Annotated in this window: 13 protein-coding genes and 1 pseudogene; 7 read left to right on the forward strand and 7 right to left on the reverse strand. The window is 73.4% G+C overall.

Annotation, left to right across the window (positions count from 1 at the left end; translation table 11 throughout):
• From ACI784_RS19535 to ACI784_RS19545, 3 genes and pseudogenes are all read left to right on the forward strand, one after another.
• Positions 1-257: pseudogene (locus ACI784_RS19535) on the forward strand (hypothetical protein); the annotation flags it as partial.
• A gap of 197 nt (positions 258-454) precedes the next feature.
• The gene (locus tag ACI784_RS19540; RefSeq protein WP_457014580.1) at positions 455-679 is read left to right on the forward strand and encodes a hypothetical protein; all 225 of its coding nucleotides are present in this window, start codon (positions 455-457) and stop codon (positions 677-679) included.
• Between the two features lie 98 nt (positions 680-777).
• Complete coding sequence (locus tag ACI784_RS19545) at positions 778-1,731, forward strand: zinc metalloprotease HtpX (protein ID WP_457014581.1); 954 nt, start codon at positions 778-780, stop codon at positions 1,729-1,731.
• A gap of 118 nt (positions 1,732-1,849) precedes the next feature.
• Here the strand turns inward: ACI784_RS19545 and ACI784_RS19550 are convergent, their stop codons facing one another.
• Positions 1,850-2,914, reverse strand: coding sequence for a TerC family protein (locus ACI784_RS19550; RefSeq protein ID WP_457014582.1), 1,065 nt, complete (start codon positions 2,912-2,914; stop codon positions 1,850-1,852).
• A gap of 186 nt (positions 2,915-3,100) precedes the next feature.
• Here ACI784_RS19550 and ACI784_RS19555 point away from each other — a divergent pair, with 186 nt between their 5' ends.
• Positions 3,101-3,409: a helix-turn-helix transcriptional regulator gene (locus ACI784_RS19555; protein ID WP_456919127.1), complete on the forward strand. Its 309-nt coding sequence runs from the start codon at positions 3,101-3,103 to the stop codon at positions 3,407-3,409.
• 149 nt (positions 3,410-3,558) lie between these two features.
• On the opposite strand, the gene ACI784_RS19560 is transcribed toward ACI784_RS19555, so the two are convergent.
• Both ACI784_RS19560 and ACI784_RS19565 read right to left on the reverse strand, forming a co-directional pair.
• Entirely contained in the window at positions 3,559-4,281 is a 723-nt protein-coding gene (locus ACI784_RS19560; RefSeq protein WP_457014583.1) for a hypothetical protein, read from the reverse strand.
• A 133-nt stretch (positions 4,282-4,414) separates the two neighbouring features.
• Entirely contained in the window at positions 4,415-4,954 is a 540-nt protein-coding gene (locus ACI784_RS19565; RefSeq protein ID WP_456924558.1) for a TetR/AcrR family transcriptional regulator, read from the reverse strand.
• Between the two features lie 70 nt (positions 4,955-5,024).
• On the opposite strand from ACI784_RS19565, the gene ACI784_RS19570 reads away from it, so the two are divergent.
• The 3 genes from ACI784_RS19570 to ACI784_RS19580 all read left to right on the forward strand — a co-directional run bounded on the left by ACI784_RS19570 (position 5,025) and on the right by ACI784_RS19580 (position 6,896).
• The gene (locus ACI784_RS19570; RefSeq protein ID WP_456924559.1) at positions 5,025-5,690 is read left to right on the forward strand and encodes a GAP family protein; all 666 of its coding nucleotides are present in this window, start codon (positions 5,025-5,027) and stop codon (positions 5,688-5,690) included.
• Between the two features lie 367 nt (positions 5,691-6,057).
• A complete protein-coding gene (locus ACI784_RS19575) occupies positions 6,058-6,495 on the forward strand; it encodes an STAS domain-containing protein (RefSeq protein ID WP_457014584.1) in 438 nt (145 codons plus the stop codon).
• Positions 6,496-6,632: 137 nt separating this feature from the next.
• Positions 6,633-6,896: a hypothetical protein gene (locus ACI784_RS19580; RefSeq protein WP_456919132.1), complete on the forward strand. Its 264-nt coding sequence runs from the start codon at positions 6,633-6,635 to the stop codon at positions 6,894-6,896.
• Between the two features lie 194 nt (positions 6,897-7,090).
• Here the strand turns inward: ACI784_RS19580 and ACI784_RS19585 are convergent, their stop codons facing one another.
• The 4 genes from ACI784_RS19585 to ACI784_RS19600 form a co-directional block, all read right to left on the reverse strand.
• Entirely contained in the window at positions 7,091-8,167 is a 1,077-nt protein-coding gene (locus tag ACI784_RS19585; protein ID WP_456924561.1) for an ABC transporter ATP-binding protein, read from the reverse strand.
• A gap of 355 nt (positions 8,168-8,522) precedes the next feature.
• Positions 8,523-10,025, reverse strand: coding sequence for an arabinosylfuranosidase ArfA (arfA, locus tag ACI784_RS19590; RefSeq protein ID WP_456924562.1), 1,503 nt, complete (start codon positions 10,023-10,025; stop codon positions 8,523-8,525).
• A complete protein-coding gene (locus ACI784_RS19595; protein ID WP_457014585.1) occupies positions 10,025-11,059 on the reverse strand; it encodes an acetylxylan esterase in 1,035 nt (344 codons plus the stop codon). Before ACI784_RS19595 ends, arfA begins: the two co-directional genes overlap by 1 nt.
• The gene (locus ACI784_RS19600; protein ID WP_457014586.1) at positions 11,059-13,416 is read right to left on the reverse strand and encodes a beta-xylosidase/alpha-l-arabinosidase; all 2,358 of its coding nucleotides are present in this window, start codon (positions 13,414-13,416) and stop codon (positions 11,059-11,061) included. The genes ACI784_RS19595 and ACI784_RS19600 overlap by 1 nt, the downstream gene beginning before the upstream one ends.
• Between the last annotated feature and the right edge of the window lie 29 nt (positions 13,417-13,445).

The raw sequence follows: 13,445 nt of genomic DNA on the forward strand, positions 1-13,445 counted from the left end.
TGTACTGGGAGTACCGCGGCGGCTTCTTCGACGCCAAGGGCGTCACCATCCCGGTCGCCGTCAGCGTCTTCCCCGGCGAGCAGTACCAGGCCCCGCGCAGCTGGACCGAGCGCGCCTATCCCGGCCTCGTCCACTACAACCGGCTCGACCGCGGCGGGCACTTCGCCGCCTGGGAGCAGCCACGACTGTTCACCGAGGAGCTCCGCGCGGGCTTCCGGTCGCTGCGCAGACCCCCGGTCCCGGAACCGCGCCGTTGACCCAGCGCGCCGACCGTCGAGAGGACGCGCCGATGGCGTCGCGAACGTCGCCACGCCGGCTCAGCCTGGCAGGAGACCCGCTACCGGTTCATGGCTCAGGGACTTCCGACTGGCCCGAGGGGCCGCCAACGGTGCGACGGTGGTGCCGACACCGCCAGGGGGAGCTTCGAGGAGGTGAGCGCGTGGAGGGCGCGCCCGTGTCCGTGGCGATCGTGGGCAGCCGCACGGAGGGGGAACTGATCGTCGGCTTGCTGCGCAGTCACGGTCTGAGAGCCGACATCGCAACCGACGATGCCGGAGGACAGTACCCACAGCTGCAACTGGAGGGCGTTCACGTGCTGGTTGCCGCCTCGGACGAAGCCGCGGCCCGTCAGCTGCTCTCGCCCGCCGCTGAGTCGACCGGGCCGGTCTCCAGCGGCTGAATCCGGTGGGTGGTGGCCGACACGGCCGCGCAGCGGTCGTGGACGCGCCCTACCGCCGGACCTGCCGCTGCGGCCCGTGCCGGGCATGGCGTCGGTCAGTGCTCGATCCCGGGACGCTCCGCCGGCAGAGACTGCGCAACGTCACCCAGGCCGTCCTCCTGCTCGTCGGCTTGATCGGCACGGCCGGTGTGCTGGCCTGGGTGCTGCTCGGCCCGACAGGCCTGCTGTGGGCGCTCGTCATCGGCGTGCTCGTCGGTGCACTGCGGCCCCGGGTGCCGACGCGGACCCTGCTGTCGATGTACGGCGCGCTACCGGTGGGCCCCGGCACGGCTCCGAGACTGCTCCGGATCGTGCAGGAACTCTCGGAGCGGGCCGGGCTCGCGAGCACGCCGACCCTCTACTACGTGCCGAGCAGGATCCCCAACGCCTTCGCGGTCGGGCGCGGAGACGACGCGGCGATCGCGGTCAGCGACGGGCTGCTGCGCATCCTCACCACCCGCGAGGTGGCCGCCGTCCTGGCACACGAGGTGAGCCACGTGCGGTCCGGCGACACCACGATCATGAGTCTGTCGGACACGGTGGGCCGTTTCGTCCAGGGCCTCTCCTACGTCGGCGTCCTGTCGATCTTCATCACGCTGCCGATGACGCTCGGTGGCGACCCGGAACTGCTCCTGCTCTCCCTGAGCCTGATCGCCCTGCCGACCGTCGTGACCCTGCTGCAGCTGGCACTCTCCCGGACCCGGGAGCACGACGCCGACCTCGAGGCGTCGACGCTGATCGGGGATCCGGAGGCGCTCGCCTCCGCCCTGGAGGCCCTCGAGCGCAGCGCCGGCCGGATCTGGGAGCGGCTGATGGTGCGGCGCGGCCGGGTGCCGGATCCCCTGCTGCTCCGGACCCATCCGCCGACGGCCGAGCGCGCCAGGCGCCTGCGCGAGCTCGTGCCGCACCGACCGCAGCGGGTGCTGGGGGACGACCGCCCGGCGGCACCACCCGTGGACGTCCCGACCGTCGTCGGGCCGCCGAGGTTGCGCTTCCCAGGCGTGCGGTGGTGATCAGCCCCTGACCGACGGGATGGAGAGGGGGCCGTCGTCCCTGCCCCGGTGCGGATCGGCGACACACGTGCCCGGCGGTCGTCCGTGACCCCGGCGACCGGGCGCAGCGCCGCCCGGGTCACGACTGCTTCCCGGCCTGCTGCTCGGCTGGCGTGTCGACTCGCAAGTCCCCCCGGGCGCCGCGGAACCGCAGCGGCTGCAGGGCAGCGAGTTCGTCCTCGGTGGCGGTCCGGAAGGGCGAGGTGGACGGCGCCTCGACGGCGCGTCGGCCCTGGCCGCGCGTGGCCCGGAGGCTCGCCGCGACGGAGACGCCGATGATGAGGCAGATGACCGCGAGGCTGACCGCGGTGGGCACGTAGAAGAGGTCCACCTTCAGCATCATCTTGACGCCCACCCAGATGAGGACGAGGGCCAGCCCGGTCTTCAGGTAGACGAAGCGGTGGATCAGGTCGGCGAGCAGGAAGTACATCGCCCGCAGGCCCAGGATGGCGAAGGCGTTGGCGGTGAAGACGAGGAACGGCTCGTCGGTGACGGCGAAGATCGCCGGGATCGAGTCGACGGCGAAGACCACGTCGGTGACCTCCACGAGGACCAGCACCGCCAGCAGCGGGGTCGCGAGCAGGGCACCGTCGCGCCGGATGACGAACCGTTGCCCGTGGTATGCGTCGGTCATCGGCACGTACCGGCGGAACAGCCGAAGCGCTCGCGACTCCTCCGGGTCCAGGTGCTCGTCGCGCTGACGGATCATCCGGTAGCCGGTCCACAGCAGGAACGCCGCGAACAGGTACAGCACCCAGCCGAAGCCGGCGATCAGCACCGACCCGCCGGCGATGAACAGCCCGCGGAAGACCAGGGCGCCCAGGACGCCGAAGAACAGCACGCGGTGCTGGTACTCCCGAGGCACCGCGAAGTAGGTGAAGATGATCGCCCAGACGAAGACGTTGTCCACGGCCAGCGACTTCTCGATCAGGTAGCCGGCGAAGTACTGCTGGCCGAACTCCGCGCCGTGCGCCCACCACACCCAGCCGCCGAAGGCCACCCCGAGCGCCACCCACACGGCCGACCACACCGCGGCCTCGCGCACGGCGATGACGTGCGCGCGGCGGTGGGCGAACAGGTCCACGGCCAGCATGCCGACGATCAGGGCGAGCACGGCCAGCCAGAGCCACAACGAGACGTCCACGAGCCATCCCTCCGGTCGATGTGCACCGACCGGAGGTCTCTCCCGGCGCCCCACCGGGACGCCCGCCCCGCCGAGCGCCGTTCGGCGCCGTACTGACGACGGAGCGTTGGGGGGTACTCCCCTCCGTGAGATAGAGTGAACCACACTTCACCTGTCGCCTGCCACCAGAACCCGTGAGGAAGTGCCGTGGCCGAGGGAGTCGAGGCGCCGCGCCGCCCGCCCTGGACGTTCCTGACCAACCACGGTCACGTGCTGCTGACAGTCGCGGCGGATCCCGACGCCCGCGTCAAGGACATCGCCGACCGCGTGGGTGTCACGCAGCGAGCGGCGCTGTCGATCCTGCGCGACCTGGAGGACGGCGGGTACCTGACGCGCAGCCGCCGCGGCCGGCGCACGCACTACGAGCTACGTCCGCACCAGCACTTCCGGCACCCCAGCACGGCCGCGCACGAGGTGGACGAACTGCTCGCCATCTTCGCCCCGGACGGCGGGTGAGGACTCCCCGTCCATCTCCGCCGACGTCGCTGGACAGCACGGCCGCTGTCGCTCGGGAGAGCACACCGTGAACATCCCTCGACATCGCCGTCGCCGGTCGCACGAGAGCACCGTTCCACGGCTGTACCGGCGCGATCGTCCGGAGCAGCTCAGGCCCGCGCAGCCGCCTTCCGTGACGCCAGGGCGGTGACCGCCACAGCCGCCAGGCCCGCCGCCGCGAGCGCTGCGAGCCCACGCTCGCCGGCACCCGACGTCGACACGGCGACGCCAAGCAACGCCCAGCCGGCCGCCAGGGTGAACCCCAACTGGCCGCCGAACAGGCGCGCCCCCGCGCAGGCGGTCAGCGCGGCACCGGCCACCAGCAACGCCCAGGCCACGGTGGCATCGCCCGGCAGCAGCGTGGCCGCGTTCAGCCACACCGCCGCCGCGCTCCAGCCGGTGTAGACGCCCAGCGTCCCGCCGAGCAGCACCCGTGTCAGGCGGTCGGCAGGTGTGCGCAGCACCGTCCACAAGCTCCACGCCAGCGCGCCGAGCATCACCAGGAACACCGGGAGCGTCAGGGCCGGCACCGTGGCGGCGGCGAGCAGCCAGACGACGAAGCCGACCTGGGCCACCGACACCGGTACCTGCACCGCCGTCCACGGCGCCCGGGTGGCCCGCAGCAACGGCAGCCCCCACAGCGCCGCGGCGACCGAGCCGAGGACGACCACGCCCCAGACGGCGAAGAACGGGCCGGGCGGCACGACGACCGGATCCGCCCCGCTCCCCTGGTCGAACCCGGCGACCAGCGGGCTCACTGCCTGCGCTGCTGCCGTGCCCAGCAGCAGCCAGCGTGCCCGACGACCGCGACCGGCCCGCACGGACGCGTCCACAGCCCCTCCCTCACCCCGCCGGTCCGGGAACCCGCTCCCCTCATCCTTCACGTCGGAGTGGGTGCGCAGATGCACGTGGTGCCCTGGGGCGGGGATGCGAGAGCCGACAGCACCGGGCCCCGGTCGGTGTGACTCAGCGCCGCCGCAGGGCGCCGAGCACGGTCTCGGTCACCAGCCGCTGGGCGTCGGCCGGCGCCACGCGGCCGGTGCGCAGGCCGTCCGCGGCTCCGACGATGAGCCAGGTGACCGCGACGACGGCCCAGTCCGCGGGGAGGTCCACGCGGAACTCGCCGGCCTCCTGGCCGCGGCGCACCAGCGCGCGCAGCCGGTCTTCGGCGCTGCGAGCCTGCTCCAGCAGCCGGTCCTCCACGACCTCCTCGAGCGGCTGCAGCGCCAGCAGGCCGTACCGGGGAGCCAGGGCGACGAGGTGTGCGAGCACCCGGCGAAGGGCCTCGGGCGCCGGCCCCCGCTCGGGCTCGGCCCGGTCCACGTCCCGGACGTAGGCGTCCAGGGCCCGCCGGGAGAGGTCGGCCACCAGTTCGGCCCGCGAGGGATACCGGCGGAACAGGGTCGCCCGGCTGACGCCGGCGGCGCGCGCCAGCTCATCCATCGTCGCTGCAGGACGGCGGGCCAACACGGCCGCGGCCGCCTCGGCGATCCCCTCTTCGCTCACCTGTCGATCCTCTCGTTGACACGGTATCGTCTCATCTGAGACGTATTGGTCTCACGGATGGGGATTCCTCGTGTCAGCAACTCTCGTCGCCGGGATCGCCGGCCTCGCGCTCCTCGACTCGCTCAACCCGGCGACCATCGTCGGGGTTGCGCTGATCCTGATCACCCCGCTGCCCCGGCCCGCCGTCGTCGCGCTGGCGTACGTCGCCGGCGCCTACCTCACGGTCCTCGCCGCCGGCGCCGGCGTCCTCCTCGGTGCCGGCGCGGTGGCCGGGCTGGTCACCGACGGGGTGGTCTGGGTCCGCCGGGCGGCGCTGGGCCTGGCCGCGCTCCTGCTGTTCGTCGCCGCGGTTCGCCGGCTGGGCACGGGACGCGGCCGGGAGGTGCGGCTGCCGTCCTGGTTCGGCCCGTGGACGGCCGCGCCCGTCGGCGTGATGGTCACCGCCGCGGACCTGCCCAACGCCTTCCCGTACCTGATCGCGATCGAGCGACTGCTGGCAGCCGACGTCGCCACCACCCCGGCGCTGACCACCCTCGCCGCTTACGCGTTCATCTACTGCCTGCCGTGCCTGGTCCTGCTCACGGTCGGAGTGGCCTGCGGCGAGAGGGTCCGGACGCGTCTGCGTGCCGTGCAGGAGCACCTGGGCCGTAGCAGGCCCGAGGGCCGCAACACCACTCAGGCCGCCCTGCTGGCGCTGTCTGCAGCCGGGGTCGGCAGCATCGCCGTCCTGGCGTGAGCCCCGCCGGGGTGGGCCACGGGCCGGCCGGCGTGCGTCCCAGCAACGTGCGCGCGACGAGATGGCCGCAGGCACCCGTGGAACCTGCGCCGGCGTGCGGTACGTCGTCTCCTGGTCGCTGACGGGAGTCGAGCGCCTGCAGGTGGTGTCGCAGCAGCCGTGCGTCCCGTCTCGGGCAGGCACCCACAGTCGGTGAGCACCGTCTGGCGGTGGCCGACATCCTCAGAGCAGGCTGATCCAGTCGCCGGTCGCCCGAACCGGGGTTAGCGTGGGTGACCGGTCCAACAACGGAGCCGCCTGCAGCAGCAGGACCTTCGGCGGTCGACGCTCGGCCGCCGACGCCACGCGCTCACCACCGAGGTGATGCGTGACCGCCGAATCTGCCTGCGCCGCGGGAGCCGCCGATGGGCGGGACCCGTCGTTCACCGTCGATCTCGACCTCATCGGCGGACGCCTGAAGTTGACCGGACCGCTGGAGCGGGACACCACCCACCTCTTCCACGACGCGGTCGTGACCCTGCTCGTCTGCGACCGCCCCCGGTGGACGGTCGACCTCAGCGAGCTGACCGCGTGCGGGCGCACGGGGGCGCATGTGATCACCGGCGCCCGCCGGTGGGCCCAGCGGCAGAACCGCCGCATGATGCTGGTCGGAACGCCGTTGTGGCTGCAGCGGGAGCTGGCCCGGCTCCAACTGCACCACCGTCCGGTTCCTGACGTCCCGGGCGTGGTCACTGCTGCAGGCGTGGCCACCGCCGATGCGGCACCCACCGCCGCCGAGCGAGCCCGGCCCCTCGAGCGACCGTGAGCCGCGAGCGGAGGTGTCCGCCGAGGGCGTGCAGCTGGGGATGCGGTGACCGGGCCGCACGAGGTGGGATCAGCCTCGGCCACCCGGGTGCCGCCGAGCCGGAGCCGGCGCCGCACCGCCGATCCTGGCGGCGGGCCATGAGAGCCGGCACCGGCGGCGCCGAGCACGGGCAGGCGCAGTGGACTGTCGGCGCCGACGCGGTCGTGCCCCGACGGTGGGAGGACGAGTGGGTGGACATGCCCACCGGCCGGTTGCACGCCGTCGGCGGGAACGGGCTCATCACCGGCCGAGCCCTCTGCCTTGCCCCGGTGACACTCCTCGATCCCGCTGACTGGGCGTGGCCCGACGACGGCACCGAGGAGTGGCCACCCTGCCGGAGCTGCGTGGCGATGACCTGCTGACTCGCGCAGCCACGGTCGGCTCCAGCAGCTCGTCCGGCACCCGTCACGGGGGCGGGCCCGTCCCTCGTCATCGGTAGCGGCGCCGCCTGTCTCCGCTGGCGGTCGCCTCCCCGAGCGGTCAGGGCCGGCGCCGCCGGGGGCCGGGCACCTCGGACGGGTCCAGGGGCGCCCCGCCGCGCCGCTCATCGCCCCGGTCAGTCGCCCAGCCGGCTCCCGTCGCCGACGTCGAAGAGATGGACGTGGCCGCGCCGGGGGGTCACGTGCAGGACCTCCCCCTTCTGCGGAGGCCGGCGTCCGTCGACGCGGGCGGTGATCTGGTGCTCCCCGTCCCCGAGCCGGGTCCGGCCGTAGACGTACGCGTCGGCGCCGAGCTCCTCCACGACGTCGACCTCGACCGGCAGGCCGTGGTCGGCGACCTCCAGGTCCTCCGGGCGCACGCCGAGGACGACGGAGGACGCGGAGGCCTCCTGGAGGACGTCGCGGGCCACCGGGTAGAGGTCGTCGCCGAAGCGGACGCCGCCCTCCACCTGCGGCAGGGTGAACAGGTTCATCGCCGGGGAGCCGATGAAGCCGGCCACGAAGACGTTGCGCGGCCGGTCGTAGAGCTCCCGGGGCTTGCCCACCTGCATGAGGTTGCCGTCCTTGAGGACGCAGACCCGGTCGCCCATCGTCATGGCCTCGACCTGGTCGTGCGTGACGTACACCGTGGTGATCCCCAGCCGGCGCTGCAGCTGGGCGATCTGGGTGCGCGTCTGCACGCGGAGCTTGGCGTCGAGGTTGGACAGCGGCTCGTCCATGAGGAACACCTGCGGCTTGCGGACGATCGCCCGGCCCATCGCCACCCGCTGCCGCTGACCACCGGAGAGCGCCCGCGGCCGCCGGTTCAGGTACTCCTCCAGGTCGAGCAGGCGGGCCGCCTGCCGGACCCGCTCGGCGATCTCCTGCTTGCCGACCTTGGCCATCTTCAGCGCGAAAGCCATGTTGTCCGCGACGGTCATGTGCGGGTACAGGGCGTAGTTCTGGAAGACCATGGCGATGTCGCGGTCCTTGGCCGGCACGGTGCTCACGTCCCGGTCACCGATCAGGATGCGCCCGCCGTCGACGTCCTCCAGGCCGGCGAGCATGCGGAGGGACGTGGACTTGCCGCAGCCCGACGGGCCCACGAGGACCAGGAACTCGCCGTCCTCCACGGTGAGGTCGAGCGCGTCGACTGCTGGCCGCTGCGCGCCGGGGTAGACCCGTGTCGCCTGGTCGTAGGTGACCGATGCCATGTCCTGCTCCTCATCTGCTCCCCCGGCGGCGTCGCCGGGGTCTGGTGTTGTCCGGTGGTGGTGCAGCCGCGCGCTGCGGCGGGTGGATCAGGTGCGTTCGGCGGTGGGGTCGCGCACCTCGGCGTAGCGCCGCCGCACGTGCACGGGCGGATCGGCCTCGTGGACCTCGGTCCCGGCGGCGCGCCACGGCAGCGGCGCCGCGCCGCCTCCAGGAGGCGGGGTCGACCTCGGTGCCCTCGGGGTGCGGCGCCCGGCCCTCGCGGACCAGCGCGCCGCTGCCGGCGTCCCGGACGACATGTGGGTTCCTCTCGCGAGCGGTACGGCTGGTGGCCGGGGTCGGTGGTCGATCTGGCGGTCAGCGGAGGGAGACGGCCGTCCAGGAGACGGGCGGCAGGGTCACCCCGAGCGTGCTGCCGACCACCGCTGCCCGGGTGTTGGGCTGCAAGCGGACCCGGTCCTGCCGGTCGGTCGTGTTGGCCGCGTGTGGGTCCGGGTCGCAGAGCATCAGCGTCTCCTCGATGGTGCTCACGCCCAGCGCCGTGAGGTCGACGGAGACCTCCGCCTCCTCCGTCTGCGAGCGGTTCACGAGGAACAGCGCGGCCACGCCGGCATCGGTGGTGGCGGCAGCGTCGACGACGGGGACCCGGCCGTACTCGGCGGTGTCGTAGTCAGGGCCGTCGACGCCCACCCGGAGGGCGACGCCGCGCGCCAGCCGGGCGGTGGTCGCGAACGGGAAGAACGTCGACTTGCGCCACGCCGGCCCCTGCGGCTCCGCCGCGATCGGGGCGATGACGTTGACCAGCTGGGCGATCGAGGCGCTGGTCACCCGGTCCGCGTGGCGGAGCAGCGACATCAGGAGACTGCCCACGACGACGCCGTCCGCCACGGTGTAGGCCTCCTCGCTGATGGGTGGCGCGATGGGCCAGTCGCCGATGTCCTTCGCCAGGTCGGCCGGCACCCGGGACAGGTACCAGACGTTCCACTCGTCGAAGGAGACGTTGATCGTCTTCGGGCTCCTCCGCACGGCCTTCACGTGGTCGGCGGTGGCGACGACCGTCTCGATGAAGCGGTCCATGTCCGTCGCGGAGGCGAGGAAGGAACCGAGGTCGCCGTCCTTCTCCTCGTAGTACGCGTGGCAGGAGATGAAGTCCACGTCGTCGTAGGCGTGGGTGAGGACGGCGCGCTCCCACTCGCCGAAGGTCGGCATGGTCGCGCCCGACGAGCCGCAGGCGACGAGCTCGAGGCCGGGATCGACCTGACGCATGGCCTTCGCGGTGCGGGCGGCCAGCTTGCCGTAGTCGTCCGCGGACCGCTGGCCGAGCTGCCACGGACCGTCCATCTCGTTCCCGAGGCACCACATCCGGACGTCGAACGGCTGCGGACGCCCGTTGCGGATCCGCTGTTCGGCGAGCGTGGTGCCGGCAGGCACGTTCGCGTACTCGAGCAGGTCCAGCGCCTCGAGCGTGCCGCGGGTGCCGAGGTTCAGAGCGAGCATGAGCTCGGCGCCGACCTTCTCCAGCCACGAGGCGAACTCGTGCAGCCCGACCTCGTTGGTCTCCGTGCTGTGCCACGCGAGGTTGAGCCGGACGGGGCGGTTCTCACGGGGCCCGACGCCGTCCTCCCACCGGAACCCGGAGACGAAGTTCCCGCCGGGATACCGGACCGTCGTCACCCCCATCTCCTTGACGAGGTCGATCACGTCCCGGCGGAAGCCCTCCTCGTCCGCCTCCGGGTGCCCCGGCTCGTGGATGCCGCCGTAGACGCCGCGTCCCATGTGCTCGACGAAGGCGCCGAAGAGCCGACGGGACACCGGGCCCACCGGTCGGGCCGGGTCGACGGTGAGGCGTGCGCGCAGCATCAGACGCCCCGCCCCCGCGGTGCGGACCGCTCGCCGAACGCGGTCTGCCGGGCAGTGGGCACCTCGAGCCGGCTGCGGAGCCAGGCCAGCTGCGCACGCTGCTGGAAGCCCTGACCGCCCTCGTGGTCGTTGAACGGGTAGACCTCGATCTGCTTGGGCCCGCCGTAGGAGTGGTACGCCGCGAAGACCGTCGACGGCGGGCAGATCTCGTCCATGAGGGCGACGGAGAACAGTGCCGGCGCGGACGACCGGCGGCCCAGCACCGCGCCGTCGAAGTAGGCGAGCGTCCGGAAGACGCGGTCCACGCGGTCGCGGTGGGCCTTGAGGTACCGCACGATCTCGCCGTACGGGTCTCCGGGAGCGATGCGCGCGGCCCGCGGGAAGTCGCAGAGGAACGGCACGTCGGGCATGACCGCCCGCACTCCGGGGACGAGGGCCGAGACGGCCAGCGCGATGCCGCCGCCCTGGCTGATGCCGGTCACCGCGACGCGGTCGCCGTCGACCTCGGCGTGGCCGCGCAACATCTCGACGGCCCTCGCGGCGTCGGTGTAGACGCGGCGGTAGTAGTAGTCGTCCGGCGACAGCACGCCCCGGGTCATGAATCCCGGCTGGGCGACCGCGGAGCCCACCGGGTCGCCGGTGTCCCCCACGGACCAGCCGCTCCCCTGCCCGCGCGTGTCCACCACGAGGTGGGCGAAGCCCGCCGACGCCCAGAACACGTGCTCGTGGGGCAGCCCGCGCCCGCCGTTGTAGCCCTGGAACTGGACGACCCCGGGCAGCGCTCCGTTCCCGCCCAGTGCGCGCGCGGGCAGGTGCAGCCAGGCGCGTACCTCGGACCCGTCGGAGCCGGCGAAGGACACGTCGTGGGTCTCGACCGTCACGAGCCCGCTGTCGACCGGAGTGCACGACACGTCGAGCGGCCGCTCGGCCGCCTCGTCCAGGGTCGCCTCCCAGAACTGCCAGAGGTCGTCCGGTGCGGGGAGCTCCGGGCGGTAGCGCCGGAGCTCCTCCAGCGGGAGGTCGGTCTGCGGCATCAGCCGTCGCCCCCGCCGCCGCGAACCCCGTCCTCGACGACGCTCTCGGCGTGCAGCCGGCGCTCGAACCCGACCGTGCGGCGGCTGCCCGTGAGCGTGAACCGCAGGGTCTCCCGCACGTCGGCGCTGGAGGCACCCACCCGCAGTTCCACCGCACCCGGCTCGACGATCCGCCTGCCGTCCCGCCCGGTGAAGGAGGTGAGGTCGGCGTGCAGGCTGAACCGGACGGTCGCCGCCGACCGCGGCGCGAGATCGACCCGCCGGGCGGCCAGGAGGGCCTGCACCGGCCGGACCACCTCGGCGACGGGATCGTGCAGGTAGACCTGCACGACCTCGGTCACCTCGCGGTCGGTGTCGTTGCGGAGCTCGACCTCCAGCTCGCTGGTCCCGTCGGTGTCCCACTCCGATCCGGTGACCGCTCGGACCCCTGCCCAGGTCGCCGAGCCGTATCCCAGCCCGTGCCCGAAGGAGAAGAGCGGGGTCGGGTCCACCGTGCTCACGTCGGTGCGCCGGCCCAGGGGCGCCGCGAGGTAGGTCGCCGGCTGGCTGCTCTCCGCGCGCGGGAAGCTCACCGGCAGCCGGCCCGACGGGGCCACCCGCCCGCTGAGGACGTCCGCCATCGCCGGACCGCCCTCCTCACCCGGGAAGAACCCGCACACCACCGCGGCGAGCCGGTCGACCTGGCGGGACAGCTCGTAGGGGCGGCCGGCGAGCAGGACGAGCACGACAGGTCTCCCGGTCGCCAGCAGGGCCTCCAGCAGCTCCTCCTGGCGGCCGGGGAGGCGGAGGTCGACGGCGTCGCAGCCCTCCCCGGAGGTGCCGTTGCCGAACAGGCCGGCCTGGTCACCGAGGACGGCGACGCACACGTCGGCGTCGGCCGCGGCGCGCACGGCGGCCTGGATGCCCTCGTCGTCGCCACCCAGCACCGGGCAGCCCTCGGCGACCTGGACCTCGTAGGCGGCCGGATCCGCCCGCAGCGCGTCGGCGAGCGTCGGGATGTCGACGCCCACAGGCACGTCCGGGTGGTGCACGCCGACGTGCATCGGGAACGAGTAGCAGCCGAGCATGGCCTGGGCGGTGTCGGCGCGGGGACCCACCACCGCCAGCCGCAGCCCGGGCCGCAGGGGCAGCGTGCCGTCGTTGGCGAGCAGCACGACGGAGCGGCGGGCGAGCTCCGCCGCGACGGCACGGGACTCCGCCGAGTCGAGGTCGACCTCGCCGTCGAGGACGGCCGGCGAGTCCGGCGACCAGTCGGCGTCGAGCAGACCGAGCTCGCACTTCTGCAGCAGCACCCGGCGCAGCGCCCGGTCCACCAGGCCCTCGTCCACCGCCCCACTGCGCACCGCCTCGACCAGCGGCTCGCCGTAACAGGCCACGGTCGGCAGCTCCACGTCGATGCCCGCCTCCAGGGCACGCCCGGCCGCCTCCCCCGGGGACGCGGCGACGCCGTGCAGGGTCTGCAGGAAGGCGATCGAGAAGTAGTCGGCGACCACGGTGCCGGTGAACCCGTAGGTCTCCCGCAGCAGCGTCGTGAGGAGCGCCGGATCCGCGGCCGCGGGCACGCCGTCGATGTCGGTGTAGGAGTTCATCACCGACCGGGCACCCGCCCGCAGCGCCATCTCGAACGGCGGGAGGAGCACGTCGGCGATCTCCCGGGGGCCGGCGGAGACCGGGGCGAGGTTCCGCCCCGCCCGGGAGGCGGAGTAGCCGACGAAGTGCTTCAGGGTCGCCACGATGCCGCTCGACTGCAGACCGCGGACGTAGGCGCTGCCGATGGTGCCCACCAGGTACGGGTCCTCGCCCATGGTCTCCTCGACCCGTCCCCAGCGCAGGTCCCGGGCGACGTCCAGGACCGGGGCGAGCCCCTGGTGGACGCCGAGCCGGCGCATGCCCTGCCCGATGACCGCGCCCATCCGCTCGACGAGGTCCGGGTCGAAGCCGGCCGCCCAGCACAGCGGCGAGGGGAAGGCGGTCGCCGTCCACGCCGCGAGGCCGGTCAGGCACTCCTCGTGCACCAGCGCCGGGATCCCGAAGCGGCCGGCCGCCACGATGGCCCGCTGGCTCTCCGCCAGACCCTTCGCGCCCAGCAGCGGATCGACGGGCGCCGTCCCGAACGGGCGGGTCAGCTGTCCGAGCCCGCTGCGGATCAGCTCGTCCCAGTCCACCGGCGCCGCGGCCATCTCGTGCTGGTGCGGGGCGACCTCGCCCGCAGTCGCATCGATGCCCACCCAGACGCCGTACAGCTGGGCGACCTTCTCCTCGAGTGTCATGCGCCGGATGAGGTCCGTCACCCTGTCCTGGGCGGGGATGGTCGTGTCCCGCCAGGGCGCGGAGCCGAGGTCGTCGTTGGTGCCCATGCTGTTCGGAAGTCCGTCCTGTGTCGTTC

Source organism: Geodermatophilus sp. SYSU D01186 (genome assembly GCF_054050215.1).

Coding starts and splice junctions, on each gene's coding strand:
- ACI784_RS19580 (WP_456919132.1), top strand. CDS start 6,633: ATGAGAGCCGGCACCGGCGGCGCCGAGCACGGGCAGGCGCAGTGGACT.
- ACI784_RS19585 (WP_456924561.1), bottom strand. CDS start 8,167: ATGGCATCGGTCACCTACGACCAGGCGACACGGGTCTACCCCGGCGCG.
- arfA (WP_456924562.1), bottom strand. CDS start 10,025: ATGCTGCGCGCACGCCTCACCGTCGACCCGGCCCGACCGGTGGGCCCG.
- ACI784_RS19595 (WP_457014585.1), bottom strand. CDS start 11,059: ATGCCGCAGACCGACCTCCCGCTGGAGGAGCTCCGGCGCTACCGCCCG.
- ACI784_RS19600 (WP_457014586.1), bottom strand. CDS start 13,416: ATGGGCACCAACGACGACCTCGGCTCCGCGCCCTGGCGGGACACGACC.